General features: G+C 73.1%; 14 protein-coding genes. 4 read left to right on the top strand and 10 right to left on the bottom strand.

The genetic code is table 11. The annotated features are described in order from the left end of the window. Positions 1-183 precede the first annotated feature (183 nt). Together ACIP37_RS13030 and ACIP37_RS13025 are read left to right on the top strand one after the other, a co-directional pair. Positions 184-924 (top strand): polyprenol monophosphomannose synthase, encoded by a 741-nt coding sequence (locus ACIP37_RS13030; protein WP_063350695.1) that lies wholly within the window; start codon positions 184-186, stop codon positions 922-924. A 115-nt stretch (positions 925-1,039) separates the two neighbouring features. Then, positions 1,040-2,275 (top strand): aromatic acid exporter family protein, encoded by a 1,236-nt coding sequence (locus ACIP37_RS13025; RefSeq protein WP_363374742.1) that lies wholly within the window; start codon positions 1,040-1,042, stop codon positions 2,273-2,275. A 46-nt stretch (positions 2,276-2,321) separates the two neighbouring features. Here ACIP37_RS13025 and ACIP37_RS13020 read toward each other — a convergent pair whose 3' ends face one another. From ACIP37_RS13020 to ACIP37_RS12995, 6 genes are all read right to left on the bottom strand, one after another. Further along, positions 2,322-2,771, bottom strand: a complete 450-nt coding sequence (locus tag ACIP37_RS13020) for an SRPBCC domain-containing protein (protein WP_400805766.1) — start codon at positions 2,769-2,771, stop codon at positions 2,322-2,324. 4 nt (positions 2,772-2,775) lie between these two features. Beyond that, positions 2,776-3,249 (bottom strand): VOC family protein, encoded by a 474-nt coding sequence (locus ACIP37_RS13015; RefSeq protein WP_363582595.1) that lies wholly within the window; start codon positions 3,247-3,249, stop codon positions 2,776-2,778. 97 nt (positions 3,250-3,346) lie between these two features. Beyond that, on the bottom strand, positions 3,347-5,338 hold the full coding sequence (locus ACIP37_RS13010) for a phosphocholine-specific phospholipase C (RefSeq protein WP_363582593.1): 1,992 nt from the start codon (positions 5,336-5,338) through the stop codon (positions 3,347-3,349). A gap of 14 nt (positions 5,339-5,352) precedes the next feature. Then, on the bottom strand, positions 5,353-6,786 hold the full coding sequence (locus ACIP37_RS13005; protein WP_363582591.1) for an endonuclease/exonuclease/phosphatase family protein: 1,434 nt from the start codon (positions 6,784-6,786) through the stop codon (positions 5,353-5,355). A 367-nt stretch (positions 6,787-7,153) separates the two neighbouring features. Next, the gene (locus ACIP37_RS13000; protein WP_363582589.1) at positions 7,154-7,420 is read right to left on the bottom strand and encodes a metal-sensitive transcriptional regulator; all 267 of its coding nucleotides are present in this window, start codon (positions 7,418-7,420) and stop codon (positions 7,154-7,156) included. Positions 7,421-7,564: 144 nt separating this feature from the next. Next, positions 7,565-7,912, bottom strand: a complete 348-nt coding sequence (locus ACIP37_RS12995; RefSeq protein WP_400805768.1) for a PRC-barrel domain-containing protein — start codon at positions 7,910-7,912, stop codon at positions 7,565-7,567. A gap of 244 nt (positions 7,913-8,156) precedes the next feature. Between ACIP37_RS12995 and ACIP37_RS12990 the strand changes: the two genes are divergently transcribed. Both ACIP37_RS12990 and ACIP37_RS12985 read left to right on the top strand, forming a co-directional pair. Beyond that, positions 8,157-8,987 carry an SAM-dependent methyltransferase gene (locus ACIP37_RS12990; RefSeq protein WP_363582587.1) on the top strand — a complete coding sequence of 277 codons (831 nt, stop codon included), beginning with the start codon at positions 8,157-8,159 and terminating at the stop codon, positions 8,985-8,987. Between the two features lie 256 nt (positions 8,988-9,243). Beyond that, complete coding sequence (locus tag ACIP37_RS12985) at positions 9,244-9,969, top strand: DUF4097 family beta strand repeat-containing protein (protein WP_400805770.1); 726 nt, start codon at positions 9,244-9,246, stop codon at positions 9,967-9,969. A gap of 126 nt (positions 9,970-10,095) precedes the next feature. On the opposite strand, the gene ACIP37_RS12980 is transcribed toward ACIP37_RS12985, so the two are convergent. From ACIP37_RS12980 to ACIP37_RS12965, 4 genes are all read right to left on the bottom strand, one after another. Then, positions 10,096-10,746: a hypothetical protein gene (locus ACIP37_RS12980; protein ID WP_363582583.1), complete on the bottom strand. Its 651-nt coding sequence runs from the start codon at positions 10,744-10,746 to the stop codon at positions 10,096-10,098. A gap of 208 nt (positions 10,747-10,954) precedes the next feature. Continuing rightward, complete coding sequence (locus tag ACIP37_RS12975) at positions 10,955-11,629, bottom strand: response regulator transcription factor (RefSeq protein ID WP_363582581.1); 675 nt, start codon at positions 11,627-11,629, stop codon at positions 10,955-10,957. Beyond that, entirely contained in the window at positions 11,626-12,915 is a 1,290-nt protein-coding gene (locus ACIP37_RS12970) for a sensor histidine kinase (protein ID WP_400843768.1), read from the bottom strand. Before ACIP37_RS12970 ends, ACIP37_RS12975 begins: the two co-directional genes overlap by 4 nt. 222 nt (positions 12,916-13,137) lie before the next feature. Further along, on the bottom strand, positions 13,138-15,327 hold the full coding sequence (locus ACIP37_RS12965) for an MMPL family transporter (RefSeq protein WP_363582577.1): 2,190 nt from the start codon (positions 15,325-15,327) through the stop codon (positions 13,138-13,140). Between the last annotated feature and the right edge of the window lie 322 nt (positions 15,328-15,649).

Raw genomic sequence — 15,649 nt, 5'->3', positions numbered from 1 at the left:
GGGCACGCATCGCGGTCGAACGGATTTCCGGGCCGTGGCCGGCCGTGCCCAGCCCGTCACCCGGGGCGAGGAACCGTCCGCCGCACCGATACACTCACACGGTCTCATCCACAGCAGGTCGTCAAGGACAACCGTCCGGCGTGGCACGGGTGCCGGCCGGAAAGGGCACGAGGGAAACAGAACATGGTCGAGGCCTCCCCGAAGGTCGTTGTCGTCGTCCCCACGTACAACGAGCGGGAGAACCTTCCGGTCCTCGCGGGTCTTCTCGCGGACCTCCCGGTACCGGGCCTGCACCTGCTGGTGGTCGACGACAACTCGCCGGACGGCACCGGCGAGATCGCGGACAAGCTCGCCGCGGAGTCCGGCGGCACCGTCGGCGTGCTGCACCGCACCGAGAAGGACGGCCTCGGCCGCGCCTACCTGGCCGGCATGGCCCGGGCCCTGGACGAGGACGCCGACGTCGTGGTCCAGATGGACGCCGACCTCTCGCACCCGGCCTCGGCGATACCCGCGATGGTCCAGGCCCTGCTGGCCGACGACACCGCCGTGGTGCTCGGCTCCCGCTACGTGCCCGGCGGTTCGACCGCCGCGGAGTGGCCCTGGCACCGCAAGGCCCTCTCCGCCTGGGCCAACCTCTACGTCAACACCATCCTCGGCCTGGGCGTCCGGGACGCCACCGCCGGTTTCAAGGCCTGGCGGGCGAGCACCCTGCGGGCGATCGACCTGCCGACCGTGCAGAGCAGCGGGTACTCGTTCCAGGTCGAGATGAACTACCGGGTCGTCCAGCGCGGCCTGACGATCCGCGAGGTGCCGATCCGCTTCGAGGAGCGGATCGAGGGCGCGTCGAAGATGAGCATCGGGGTGCAGGTCGAGTCGGCGCTGGCGCCCTGGAAGCTGCGGCTGAACCGCCAGGACCCGCGGTAGGCCGTAGCCCGCCGGGCCGTGACCCTCACCCGGGTCAGAGCCAGGGCCCGGGCATACGGGTGCCGGTCGGACGGCTCGGCGGTGTGAAGGGCGACCACGGGGAAAGAAGGGCGACATGGCCCTTCTCCCGGAGTCCCTCACGGCCCTGATCCGCCGCGGTGCCCGAGAACCCTTCGTCGTCCAGACCGTGCGGGCCACCGTGGCCGCCACCCTCGCCTTCGCGGTGGCCACCCGGCTCAGCAGCGAGCCGGCCCCGCTGACGGCCCCGCTGACCGCGCTGCTGGTGGTGCAGGTCACCGTCTACTCGACGCTCAAGACCAGCATCCGCCGGGTCAACTCGGTGGTGGTCGGCGTGCTGATCGCGACCGGCTTCAGCGCCGTGGTGGGGCTCTCCTGGTGGAGCCTCGGGCTGATCATCCTGGCCTCGCTGGTCGTCGGCCGGTTCGTCCGGGTCGAGGAGTTCGTCCAGGAGGTCGCGATCAGCGCCATGCTGATCCTCGGCGTCAGCGGGCTCGCCTCGCAGGCCTGGGACCGGGTGCTGGAGACACTGATCGGCGCCGCCGTCGGCCTGCTGTTCAACCTGCTGTTCGCCCCGCCGGTCTGGGTGGACACCGCCGGGGAATCGATCGAGGACCTCGCCCGGCGGGCCCGCCAGCTGCTGCTGGACATCGCCGAGCAGTTGGGCCGTCCGACCCCGGTCGCCCGGGCCGCCGAGCAGCTGCACGAGGCCCGCCGGCTCGACCACGCCATCGCCGACGTGGACGTGGCACTGCGCCAGGCGGAGGACAGCCTGCGGCTCAATCCGCGGATCAACGACGGGCTGCTGTCCCGGCTGGTGCTGCGCACCGGGCTGGACACCCTGGAGATCTGCGTGGTGGTGATCCGGGTGCTGGCGCGCTCGCTGACCGACCTGGCCAAGCGGCGCGCGCCCGGCGAGCGGCTGTTCCCGCCGGACGTCGCGGTGGGCCTGGAGGAACTGCTGGCGCACGTCGGCGGGGCCATGGTCAGCTTCGCGGTGCTGGTCACCACCCAGGTGAGCCGCAGCGCCGAGGAGGCGGAGCGGCGGCTGACCGCCGAGCTGGCCGCGGCCTGGACCTGCCGGGAGAACGTCGCCCAGGTGCTGCTGCAGAAGGTGCGGGAGCACCCCGAGGCGTGGCAGTTGCACGGTTCGATACTGGCCGAGGTGGACCGGATCCTGGACGAACTGGACCTGGAGCACCGCAGCCGGCGGCTGATGGAGGAGCTGGACCGGGCCTCGGTGGCGAGCCGGGAGCGGTTCTCGCGGTTCGCCGGGCTGCGCCGGTTCGTCCGGGGCGAGCGGGCGCGCCCGGCGGTGCGGGCCGGGCGCTGAGCCCGCGTCGGACTCCGGGGGGCGGGGGCTTGGGGGGCTTGGGGGCTCAGGGCATCGACCAGGGTTCCTGCGGGAGCGGGTGGCCGGTCTCCAGGTAGGTCTTCAGGTTGGACAGCACCGCCGACCAGCCCCGCTCGACGTCCGCCCGCTCGGCCTCGTCGGCCAGCTGGTCGTGGGTGACGGTGAGCCGGGTGAGGTCGTGCCAGCCCCGGAGTTCGAAGGTGACCTTGGAGGGACCGCCCGGGCGCCGCTCCCCGGGCGCCGCCCAGGTGGTGACCAGCCGGTGCGGGCGGTCGGCGGCCTCGACGACGCCGATCGCGTCGGCCGTCCCGGAGCCGTCGGCGCGCTGGTGCTCCCAGGGCGCGCCGGGCAGCCAGGTGGAGACGTTGAGGTGGCCCCAGTAGAGGCCGGACTCGTCGGCGTTGGTGAGGGCGTGCCAGACCCGCTCGGGGGTGGCGCGCAGGTAGAGGGTGCTGCGGAGGGCGGGCGCGGCCATCGCGTCAGCCCCTGGCCGCGTCGAGCAGCGGCTGGACCTCGATCTTCTGCATCCGCATCATCGTCGCCATCACCCGGCCGGCCTTGGCCCGGTCCTCGTCGGCGATCAGGTCGAGCAGGACGCGCGGGGTGATCTGCCAGGAGAGGCCGAAGCGGTCCTTGAGCCAGCCGCACGGGCCCGCCTGGCCGCCGTCGGCGGTGAGCTTGGCCCAGAGCTCGTCGACCTCCTGCTGGCCGTCGCACTCCACCTGCAGCGACATGGCCTCGGTGAAGTGGAACTCGGGGCCGCCGTTGAGGGCCGCGTACTCCCGCCCGGCGAGTTCGAAGGCGACGGTCATGACCGAGCCTGCTCCGCCGGGGCCGGTCTCGGGGTAGCGGGTGACCTGCGTGATGCGGGAGTTGGGGAAGAGCGAGGTGTAGAAGGTGGCGGCCGCTTCGGCCTGGTCGTCGAACCAGAGGAAGGTGGTGATCTTCTGCATGCGCCCGACGGTAGCCCCGGGCCCCGCCCGGACGGCCGAGCCACGGCCGGGGGTCACCGGTTCGGCGCCCCCGGCCCGCGGCCCGCCCGCCACCGGGTCAGTGCACCCAGCCCGCGTAGCGCTGTACGAAGCGCAGGCCGGTGTGGGCGGTGACGACGACGTCGTAGCGGCCCTGCTTGTCCAGCGGCCAGGACAGGTTCGCCTGCTGCCCGGGCTTGACCCGGACGGTCTGCGCGGTGCCGGCGAAGTCGTTGGGCGCGGCGGTGAAGGAGACGTCGGTCATGCCGTCGTTGGCCACCTGCAAGGTGAGCCGCACGCTGCCGTGCAGGTCGGCGGTGACGATCGGTACGCCGATGTCGTTCTGGCCGTCCTGCCCGTCCCGGACCACGGTGCCGGCGAAGCGGCGGACGAAGCCGTCCGGGCCGTGGACGGTGAAGTCGTAGCGGCCGTTGGTGGCGGCGGCGTCCCAGACGTACCGGGCGGTGGCGCCGGGGGCGACGGTGTACGGGGTGCCCGCGAAGGGCAGCGCGATGTTCGGGTAGACGGTGTACGGGAAGGCCACCGAACCGTCGTTGCTCATCGTGCAGGTGACCTTGCCGGTCTTGCGGTCCACCTCCACGTCGGCCCACGGCTGGTAGGGCAGCGGGCGGTGCGGGCGCTCGCCGCGCTCCTGGACGGGCATCGCCTGGGCTCCGACCGCCGGGAGGGCGACGCCGGGCAGCTTGGTGCCCGCGTCGGCCCTGGCCATCAGGGCCGTGGTGTCGGGCAGCGACGGGACGGACGGGTTCGGCGCGGCGAAGTCGAAGCAGCTGGTGAGGTCACCGCAGACGGACCGGCGCCAGGCCGAGATGTTCGGCTCGGCGACGCCCGTGACCAGCTCCATGAAGCGCAGCACGGAAGTGTGGTCGAAGACCTGGGAGTTGACCCAACCGCCGCGCGACCAGGGCGAGACGACCCACAGCGGGACGCGGTTGCCGAGGCCGATGGCGCGGCCCTGGGTGAACTCCTCGGGGGTGCCGGGCTCGGGGGTGGGCGGGACCATGTGGTCGAAGTAGCCGTCGTTCTCGTCGTACATGACCAGGAAGACGGTGTGCTGCCACACGGCCGGGTTGGACATCAGCGACTGGAGGGCCTGGTCGACCCAGTGCGCCCCGTACGCCGGGCCGGCCTCCGGGTGCTCGGAGAAGAGGTAGGGGGCGACCAGCCAGGAGATGGTCGGCAGGGTGCCGTCCTTGCAGTGGCGGTCGAAGGCGGCCGGGTCGAACTTGGTCATCGCGTTGATGTAACGCGGGTCGGTGGGAGGGAAGTTGTGGAACTGCTTGAAGTAGGAGAGGGCGTTGTCGTCGTAGTCGCCGGTGCGGTCGTCCTTGCTGGGGTTGTGGTAGACCCGCCAGCTGACGCCGGCCTGTTCCAGGCGCTCGGCGTAGGTGGTCCAGTCGGCGACGGGGTTGTCGGTGACCGGGGTGTTGTCGATCCAGGGCCCGGTGGTGCCGTCGCGGCCGGGACCGGAGGTGCCCGTCCAGAGGTAGAGCCGGTTGGGGTCGGTCGGGCCGGCGAGGGAGGTGAAGTAGGCGTCGCAGAGGGTGAACGCGTCGGCCAGGGCGTACTGGTAGGGGATGTCGTCCCGGGTGAAGTAGCCCATGGTGCGCTCGCCCTTGGCGGCGATCCACTTGTTCATCGCGCCGTTGTTGATCGCCTGGTGGCCGGTCGCCCAGTCGTGGGGCAGGCCGCCGGCGTTCTGCGCGTTGTACTTCGAGGTGTCCATCCGGTACGGCAGCATGGCGCCGCCGTCGCTGCGACGGCTGTCCGGCTGGCGGAACACGTCGGCGCCGTCCGGGAATTGGAGCGCCTGCTTGTCGCCGAAGCCGCGGACGCCGCTGAGCGTGCCGAAGTAGTGGTCGAAGCTGCGGTTCTCCTGCATCAGCACGACGACGTGCTTGACGTCCTTGATGGTGCCCGTCAGCCGGCCGGAGGCGGCAGGGGCGGCGGCGGGGGCTGCCTCGGCGGGGGCGGCGCCCAATCCGGTCAGGGCGGTGGCGCCGACGGCCGCGGTGGCGCCGACGAAGGTGCGGCGGGAGAGCTCGGACATCACGAACTGGCCTCTCAGAGCTGGAAAGTGGCGACGGCGGCGGCGGTGTCGGAGGGCCACTCGTTGGCGGCGGTGTTCGGCTCGGGCTGCGGCCAGTCGGCGACCAGGGTGTGCGCCTCGACCAGCTTCAGCGGGCCGGCGTACTGGACGTAGTCGATGCGGTCCTGCGGCTCGGGCTTGGCGCCGCGCTGCTTGCGGGTGGGCGACCAGGTCGCGCCCGGGAACCTGACCGGGTCGCGGTGCTCCTCGCGGAAGGTGTCGGTCAGCCCCGCGCCCTGAAGGGCCACGCTGACGGGCCAGTTGAGCACCCCGACGCCGCCGTGCGCGGCGGCGGTGGCGGCCGTCCAGTCCAGGTGGGACGGCGAGGAGAGGGCGCCGGCGAGCACCACCGGGGTGCGCCGGGCGATGTCCGCACGCACCGCGGCGGCCAGGGCCTTGGCCTGCTTCAGGCGGAGCGAGGCGGTCTCGGCGGCCTCCGCCTGGGCGGCCGTCCGACCGTCCTGGAGCGCGTACGGGCCGTAGCCGGCCTCGTCGAGGTGCGCGGTCCAGAAGCGGACGGTCCGGCCGCCGGGGAGCTGCACGGTGGCCCCGGCGGCGGGCAGGTCGGCGGTCGGCGGGGTGACGTCGGCGAGCGGGTAGCGGCTCAGGATGCCGACGCTGCCGGGGCTCTGGTAGGCGTACCAGCCGAGCGCGTCGGCCAGGGTCTTCGCCCGCTCACCGGCGGTCTCCTGGAGGGCGAGGACGTCCAGGCCCTGGGTGAGGACGACCCGCAGCTGCTTCTCCAGGGCGTCGGTGTACCCGGCGCCGGCGTCGTGCAGGTTCCAGCTGGCGGCCTTGAGGCGCGGCGGCGCGGCGGGGTCGACCACGGGGATGAGGACGGTGACGGTGTCGACGGCACCCGCGCTGTCCTTGACGCCGACGACGGCCAGCTCGGGGCTCTTGCCCGCCGCGGGCGCGGTGCCGGTGAGCGTGCCGTCGGCGGTGACGTTCAGCCAGGACGGCCCGCTGACCTTGCGGAAGACGGCGGTCCCCGCCGGGTTGCCGACCGGGCGGGACCAGAGGCCGCCGAGCTTGACGGAGACCGCCGCGCCGGGGGCGACGGGCGCGGTGGTGAGGGCGTCCACGGCGCTGTGCGGGCGGACGACGGCCGGCTTGGCGCGGAAGCTGAACGGGGCCGTCCGGGCGAGGACGCCGTAGCCGTCCTTGGCGAGCAGGTAGGCGGTGTAGGGGCCGCCGGTCAGCGCGGAGGTGTCGAGCTGGAGGTCGCCGGAGGTGCCCGGGACGTACTTCCAGAGGAGGGAGCCGCCGTTGCCGGGCTGGCGGTCGCCGTCGTACACGCCGACCCAGTTCTTGGCGTCGGGGGCGTCGGTCGTCCAGTGGAAGGTGAGCCGGTCGCCTTCGGTGGGGTTGGCGGAGGAGGTGAGGGTCAGGGCGCTGCCTGCGGCCACGGTTGTCCTGTCCGCCGCCCGGGGCCCGGTCCGCCGGGGGTCGGCGCCGGGTCCGCGCGCGGCTGGTCACGGAGGCTGGGGAAGGGAGGGCCCGGCAGTTGGCTGTACAACTGTGGGCGGCCCTCATTCATCCGAAAGTCAGCGACCGGGACGTGAACGGCGTGTGACGGCCCATCGGGCGGTTCGGGAACTCCATGGCGGGCGGCGGGAATTCTCGGCGGAGACGCCGGGGGCCGGGGGCCGGGGGGCCGGGGGCCGGGGGGCCGGGGGCCGGGGGGCCGGGAGGGCCGCGACGGGATCCGTCGCGGCCCTCCGGCGCTGCTGCGCCTCTCGGCTTCTGCGCTTCTCGGCTTCTTGACTTCTTGGCTTATGCCAGGGCGAGGAACAGCTTCTCCAGCTCGGCCTCGCTCATCGGCGGGGTGTCCTCGTCGGAGGCGGCCATGCACTGGCGCATGCCGCTGGCCACGATCTTGAACCCGGCCCGGTCCAGGGCGCGCGAGACCGCCGCGAGCTGGGTGACCACGTCCTTGCAGTCACGGCCCGCCTCGATCATCGCGATCACCCCGGCCAGCTGGCCCTGGGCACGGCGCAGCCGGTTCAGGACCGCGCCGACCGACTCCTCGTCCACCTGCATGTCCGGGCCGCCTTTCGCATCGACTGTCGACTGACAACTGTACCCGGTGGGGTATCCATTCCCGGGCGGGGCGATGCGGGCGGGGGCACTGGGGTGTTCGGCGGTTCAGCGACGGTGTTCAGCCGCTTTGCTCGGCGGCTGTGCTCAGCGGCGGGCGAGGCGGCGCTCGCCACCGGCGCCGGTCTCGTACGGGAGCCCGTAGTGCGCGAACACGGTCGGTTCGTCCTCGGCGGGCAGGACGTCGTCGGTGCCGATCGACGGCGCCTGCTTGACCTGGTTCTTCGGGAACGCCACCTGGACGTAGTCCGGCCCGACGACCGCCCCGTCGAGCGGGACGAACACCAGGCGGCGCCTGGTCACCAGGCCGACCGCGACGGTGGCGAAGAACGGCTGGTCGGTAGCCGTCTCCACGTAGACGGACTCCAGCGAGCCGATGCGATGGCTCTTCTCGTCGACCACGGCGTGGCCGCGCCATTCGCGGATGTCTGCCATAGCGATCACCACAGCGTCGGACCTCCTGTTCCCCGGTCTTTCCGCTTCCGTCGCCCGACAACGGTTCGCCGCCGGGACCTCCCATCCTCCGCCGGGACGACCAGGGGCGCGCGATGGGCGACGAAAACGGACATACAGGGGTGACCTGACCAACCGCCACCAGGGCCGTGACCTGGGCTTTAGGCTGTCCGCCGAGGGAGTTGCAAGCAGATCACCCGATCGTCAACAGACGGAGGCAGCGGCCGTGGGACACGACGACCTGTGGGAGTCCGGCGAGGCCGGAACCCCGGCCGACCTGCGGCCCGACATCCCGCACCCGGCCCGGATGTACGACTACTACCTCGGGGGAAAGGACAACTTCCCCGCCGATCGGGCCGCCGCCGAGAAGGCGCTCGCCGCCAATCCGGAGTTCCGCTCCACCGCGCGGGCCAACCGGGGCTTCCTCACCCGCGCGGTGCGCTGCGTCGCCGACCTCGGCATCGACCAGTTCCTCGACGTCGGCACCGGCATCCCCACCGCCGGCAACACCCACGAGATCGCCCAGGCCGCCGATCCCGGGGCGCAGGTCGTCTACGTCGACAACGACCCGATCGTGCTCAGCCACGCCCGCGCCCTGATGTCCGGCACGGGCCCGGGGCGGACCGCCGTCCTCCAGGCCGACCTGCGCGAGCCGTCCGCCGTACTCGCCGTCGTCGAGGCCGCGGGGCTCCTCGACTTCTCCCGACCGGTCGGCCTCGTCCTGGCCGCCGTCCTGCACTTCCTGCGCGACGAGGACAAGCCCCATCAGGCGGTCGACACACTGATGGACGCGCTCCCCTCCGGCAGCCACCTCGTCCTCTCGCACGGCACTGCCGACTTCATCCCCGCCGAGGTCCGCGACCGCGTCACCGGCATCTACGACAAGGCCACCGCCCCCCTCGTCGGCCGCACCCGGGACGAGGTCCGCGCCTTCTTCGACGGCCTCGACCTCCTCGACCCCGGCATCACCACCGTCCCCCTCTGGCGCCCCGACACCGCCCCCGCCTCCGGCGCCGACCGCGTCAGCATCTACGGCGCGGTGGGTCGCAAGCCCTGACAGCTCCCCGGAACGAATATACCGACCGGTCTACAGATTCATCCCGGGGCGACGGCGGGGGCGACGGCGGGCGCGGGTAGGCCCAGGTGGGGGTGGGTGGAGCGGCGCCGGGGGGCTGGCTGGAGTCGCTTTAGGGGGGTTAATACCACCGACCGGGGCCACCACGTGCGGTTACTGTCGTCGGGACGGCTCCGGACGGGGGCGGTCATCAGGGGCTATCGCGCAACAAGCAGCGCAGGACACATGGGGGACGAACATGGGCAGGTACCACCGTTTCGCGGGGGCTCTCGTGGTCGCCGGGCTCTCCGCCGGGGTGCTCAGCGCCTGCAACCCGATCGGGACCAACTTCACCGACGACGCCACCGTCACGGACAAGATCACCGGCATCCGCCTGGACAGCGACGCCGGGGAGGTGACCGTGCGCGGCAAGGCCGGCGCCACCCAGGCCGCCGTCCACCGCAACATCACGTACCGGAGCGGCAAGCCGGGCGCGAGCACCCGGGTGGACGGCGGCCTACTGGTGCTCGGCGGCTGCGGACGCAACTGCTCGGTGGACTACACCGTCGAGCTGCCGCCGGGGCTGCCGATCACCGGGGGGACGTCGGCGGGCGGGATCAAGCTCACCCAGGTCGGCGACGTCTCGGTGCACACCAGCTCCGGCGACATCACGCTCGACGACGTGGCCGGGCCGGTCGACGTGCGCACCAACAACGGTGAGATCAAGGGCACCTCGCTCAAGGGTGACCGGGTCAGCGCCAAGACCGACAACGGCGGGATCAAGCTCACCCCCGGCAAGGCCCAGAACATCACGGCGAAGACCTCCAACGGCGAGATCAACGTGACCATGCCGACCGCCTCCTACCACGTCACCGCCTCGACCGACCTGGGCGAGAAGCACATCGGCGTCCAGAACGACCCGAACGGCCAGTACAAGCTGGACCTCGGGACGAACATCGGCGAGATCACCGTCAAGACGGGCTGACCGCCCCGGTCGGCGGGGCCGCCGACGGGGCGCCGTGACGGCCCAGTTCGGACCGGTGCGCGGCCGCCCGGCCCCGCCGGGGGGCGCAGCGGGGCCGGGGCATGGCGGGGCCGGGGGCAGGGGTGGTCAGAGACCGACCTGGACCTCGGCGCGGTGCCGGATGTACTCGTCGGGGTGCGCCCTCGCGATGGCCACCGCGGCCTCCACCAGGGCGTGCAGCCGCGACGGGTAGGCACGCGGCACCAGGGGCAGCCCGGGGAGGATGCAGCGCCGCACGTCCAGGTCCTCGTTGGCGACGAACTCCCGCAGCGCGGCCTCGTACCAGGCGTCCCGCACGGTCGACCCCTCGTCGGCGGCGGCCGTGCTGCGGCCGTCCCCGACCGACAGGGACGTCCAGTACCAGGCCCGGGCGGCGCCGGCGCGCTCGGCGTCGGTGCCGGTGTGCAGGTAGCCGAGCAGGGTCAGCCGTACCCGGCGCTGGCCGAAAGCGAGCAGGGCCGGCTCGACGAAGCGCCGGTTGAAGCTCGGGTTGGGGTCGTAGACCGCCGCCTCCAGCAGTGCCTCGAAGTACTCCTCGGGCAGGTCGGTACGCCCGGAAAGCGCCTTGTGGACCTCCCACCGGGCCGCGCTCGGGAAGTCCGCCCCGTGCGCGGCCTCAGCCCCGAGCAGGCGGAGCAAACGCGTCAACCGCAGGTCGAACTCCTGCGATCCGTCCGCCGTGCGCCCGGGCAACGGCTGGAGAATCCGCACCTCGCCTGCCGTGTCCTTGGTTTCCACGAACACCCTCCTCATCCTGAGTCATCGGCAGACTACTCGCTGATACACCAGTTCGGAGGTCGTTTTCGGGCAGGCTGGAATTCAGATCACCGACATATGGCCGGAGTTTGACGGTCGATCAGTCCTGCTACCGCCGCAAACCAGGCGAGTTGGACGGACGGATCGGCAGGCGGGCCGGCGGACGGGTCGGCGGGCGGGCCTTCGCCGGTCAGGCCGGACGGCCCGGCGGGACCAGGCCGGACTGGTAGGCGATCGCGACGAGTTGGGCCCGGTCCCGGGCGTCCAGCTTGGCCATCGCGCGGTGGACGTGGGTGCGGACGGTGAACGGGCTGACGAACATCCGCTCGGCGATCTCCTCGTTGGTGAGGCCGGTGGCGGCCATCGACATCACCTCGCGCTCGCGCGCGGTGAGCACGGACAGCCGCTCGGCGGTGCCGCCGGCCGCCGGATCGGGCTGGGCGAGGAGTTGGTCGATGACGGCCCGGGTGGCGGCGGGCGAGAGCAGGGCGTCCCCGGCGGCGACGGCGCGGACGGCCGCGAGCAGTTCCGCCGGGTCCGCGCCCTTGCCGAGGAAGCCGCCGGCGCCGGCCCGCAGCGCCTGGGCCACGTACTCGTCGATCTCGAAGGTGGTGAGGATCAGTACCCGGGTGCCGGCCAGTTCCTCGTCGCCGCAGATGGCGGCCGTCGCGCCGAGGCCGTCGGCGCCGGGCATGCGGATGTCCATCAGGACGATGTCGGGGCGGGTGGCGCGGGCGAGTTCGACGGCCTGGTGGCCGTCGGCGGCCTCGCCGACCACCTCCATGTCGTCCTCGGCGTCGATCAGCACCCGGAACGCACCGCGCAGCAGCGCCTGGTCGTCCGCGAGCAGTACCCGGATGGTCATGCGTGGTCCTTGTCTACTCGAACGGCACGGTCTTCCCGGCCGGCCCGGTCCGCCCGTACGGCACAGCCACCGCGACCGGCGCCGTCGTCCCGGGCGCCGGTGCGCAGCGGAAGTTCGGCGGTGACCAGGAAGCCGCCGTCGGACCGGCTGTCGGCGGTGAGGCGGCCGCCGACCGCACCGGCCCGTTCGCGCACGCCGAGCAGTCCGAAGCCGCCCTCGCCGGGGGCCGGGTGGGGCAGCAGGGCCTGCCGGGGGCGGGCGCTGGTCGGCGGGCGTCCGTTGGCGACGCTGACGGCGACCCGGCTGCCGCTGTAGGCGAGGGTGATCTCGGCGCCGGCGCCCTGGGCGTGCTTGGCGACGTTGGTCAGGGACTCCTGGACGATCCGGTAGGCGGTGAGGTCCACGCCGGGCGAGAGCGCGCGAGCCTCGCCCTCGACGGTGAGCCGCACCGGCAGGCCGGTGCGTTCGAAGGCGTTGATCAGCTCGGGAAGCCGGTCGAGGCCGGGGGCCGGTTCGAGTGGCGCGGGCTCCTCGGCTCGGCGCAGCAGGCCGACGGTGGCGCGCAGCTCCTGGAGCGCGGAGCCGGTGGCGTCGGTGATGTGGCTGAGCACCTCGCGCGCCTGGGTGGGGTGGCGGTCCATGAGGTAGACGGCGATGCCGGCCTGGGCGTTGGCGAGGGCGATGTGGTGGGCGACGACGTCGTGCAGGTCGCGGGCGATCCGGATCCGCTCGTCGGCGACCCGGCGGCGGGCCTCCTCCTCGCGGGTGCGTTCGGCGCGTTCGGCGCGTTCCTCGATGGCGGCGAGGTGGGCGCGGCGGTTGCGGATGGAGTCGCCGAGGGCGCCGGGCAGCAGGGCCCAGGCGAGGACACCGAGCCGTTGGCCGATCGGGCCGCCGCCGTCGCCGATCAGCGACGTGCCGGTGAGCAGGACGGCGGAGGCGATCGAGGCGCGCAGGGCGGTGGCGCGGTCGGTCCGGACGGCGAGGAAGTAGAGGGCGAGCAGCAGCGGGGTGGCCAGCCCGGGGGTGAGGCGGGGGGTGGTGAGGATGAGGGCCATCGTGCAGATCAGCGTGATGACGACCACTGCCCGCGGGTGCCGGCGGTGGGCGAACACGGTGACGGCGGAGACCAGCGCGATGGTGGCGCTGAGCGGCCTGAAGGAGATGACGTGGCCGGTCTGGTCGACGGTGACGCCGATGCCGGTCATCGCGATCAGCACGGCGCCGCCGACGGCGTCGAGCAGCCGGGGGTGGTCGCGGCGCAGCCGCTGCCAGGTGTCGCTCATCGTGGTGCTCTCCGGGTCGGGGGTGCCCTGGCGGCACCCTCGCCGGGTTCTGCCAGTTCGTGCCGAACCGCGCCCTGCCGGGCGGGGTGGGCCGGGTCGGGGGCCGCCGTGTGCGTGGCGGACCCCGACAGCAACGGTAACGGTAGGGATCGAACCATTGTCCGGGCCGGGGCCCGCCCCGTGGATCGGGACGGGCCCCGGCTGGTCCGCGGGGGGTCGGCCCTAGACGCCGACGGACTCCCGGACCGGGGCCGGTTCGGGGGCGGCGGTCTGCAGCTTGCTGCCCTCGACGTCGATGTCCGGCATGAGCCGGTCCAGCCAGCGCGGCAGCCACCAGGCGTGGCGGCCGAGCAGGGCCAGGACGGCCGGGACGATGGTCATCCGGACCACGAAGGCGTCGAAGGCGACGGCCGCGGCGAGGCCCAGACCCATCATCTTGATCATCGGTTCGCCCATGCCGATGAAGCCCGCGAAGACGGCGATCATGATGAACGCGGCGGCGGTGACCACCCGGGCGTTGTGCCGGAAGCCGGTGACGATGGCCTCGTCGGGCTGCTCGCCGTGGACGAAGCCCTCGCGGATCCGGGTGACCAGGAACACCTCGTAGTCCATGGCGAGGCCGAAGACCACGCCGACCATGAAGATCGGCATCATGCTCATCACCGGGCCGGTCTGTTCGACGCCGATCAGGTTGGCCAGCCAGCCCCACTGGAAGACCGCGACGACCGCGCCGAGCGCGGCGGCCACCGAGAGCAGGAAGCCGAGCGCCGCCTTCAGCGGGACGAGCACCGAGCGGAACACCACCAGCAGCAGGACGACGGCGAGGCCGACGACCACCGCGAGGTAGGGCACCAGCGCGTCGGTGAGCTTCTGCGAGACGTCGATGTTCATCGCCGTCGTGCCGCTGACCAGGACCGTCGCCCCGGTGGCCGTCTTGAGGCCGGCGGCGTGGCCGCGGATGGCCTGGACCAGGTCCTTGGTCTCCGCGGCGCTCGGGCCGGTGGACGGGACGGCGTTCAGCAGGGCGGTGTCCCCCGCCTTGTTGAACATCGGCGGGGTGACGGAGACCACGCCGGGCAGCGCGGAGACCGTCTTGGCGACCTCGCTCGCGGCGGCCTTCGGGTCGGGCGTGCCCTTGACGTCGACCATGACGGTCAGCGGCCCGTTGAAGCCGGGGCCGAAGCCCTCGGACAGCAGGTCGTAGGCGCGGCGCTGGGTGGTGGAGGTCGGCTTCGACTCGTCCCCGGGCAGGCCGAGCCGCAGGTCGAGCGCGGGGGCGGCGAGCACCCCGAGGCCGATCACGCCGCCGAGCAGCACCGCGAGCGGGCGGCGCAGCACGAACTTGGCCCAGCGGGAGCCGCCGTTCTCCTTCTTCGGCTGGACGGCGCCCTTGCGGGCCTTGCGGGGCAGCACCCGGCGGCCGATGAAGCCGAGCAGCGCGGGGACCAGGGTGAGCGCGACCAGGACGGCGATGACCACCGTGCCGGCCGCGGCCATGCCCATCTTGGCGAGCATCGGGATGCCGACCACCGAGAGCCCGGCCAGGGCGATCACCACGGTGAGCCCGGCGAACACCACGGCGGAGCCTGCGGTGCCGACGGCCCGGCCGGCCGCCTCCTGCGGGGTGCGGCCCTCGGCGAGCTCGGCCCGGTAGCGGGAGACGATGAACACCGCGTAGTCGATGCCGACCGCGAGTCCCAGCATCATCGCCAGCGTGCTGGTGGTGGAGGACAGGCCGAGCGTGCTGCCGAGCCCGGTGATCAGGGCCATGCCGAGGCCGACCCCGATCACGGCGGTGAGCAGCGGCAGGCCTGCGGCCACGAGTGAGCCGAAGGTGATCACCAGGACGACCGCGGACAGCGCCATGCCGATCATCTCGCTGCTGCCGCCGGCCTCGGGCTTGGCCATCAGCGCGTTGCCGCCGACCTCGACCTTGAGCCCGGCGTCCCGCCCGTGCTGGGCGGCCTGTTCGAGGGCGTCGGTGGCGCCCTTGGACAGCTCGCCCGCCTTCACGGAGTAGCTGACGGTCGCGTACGCGGTGGTGCCGTCCTTGGAGACGGTGTTGGCCTTGAACGGGCTGACCGCGCCGGAGACCTCGTCGGCGTGGGCGAGCTCGGCGACCGTCCGCTCCACCGCCTGCTGGTTGGGCTCGGCGGTGATCTTCTGCCCGGACGGGGCGACGAACACCAGGCGGGCCGAGGCGCCGTCGGCGTGGCCGCCGGGGAAGCGCTCGTTCATCAGGTCGAAGGCCTTCTGCGCCTCCGTACCGGGCATCGCGAAGCCGTCGTCGGGTGCGGCGGGCGCCTTGGCCGCCAGGACTCCGCAGACCGCCAGCACGGCCACCCAGAGCAGGGTCACCAGCCGGCGTCGGACGAAGGCCCAGCGGCCCAGGCGGTACAGGAACGTGGCCACGGAAGAGTGGACTCCTTCGAATCTCGGTCAGAGTGCGCACCGCGGCCGCCCCGGCGCCTTTCGGCGCGGACCGCCCGCAGCATGACCCATCCTTGACGGCCGGCCCCTCCTCCGTCGTCGTCCCTGCGCAGGCCGTTTGCGTACTGCGGACGCAGTACGGCCCCTCCCCGGACGGCGGAAGCGCATCAGCTGTGGTGGGAGCGGTCGGGCGCACTCCCGGCGGTGGCGACGGGGCGGTGGCGGCGGGGCGGTGACGGGGCAGCGGCAGGGCGGCGACGGGGCCGGGCATCGTCACCCGGGCGGGCGGCGACGACGGGCCGCG

This window comes from Kitasatospora sp. NPDC088861 (assembly GCF_044750105.1).
In the GTDB taxonomy this organism is placed as follows: Bacteria; Actinomycetota; Actinomycetes; order Streptomycetales; family Streptomycetaceae; genus Kitasatospora.
The sequence above is the reverse complement of the archived record's forward strand: the minus strand, read 5'-3'. Positions and strand labels throughout refer to the sequence as shown.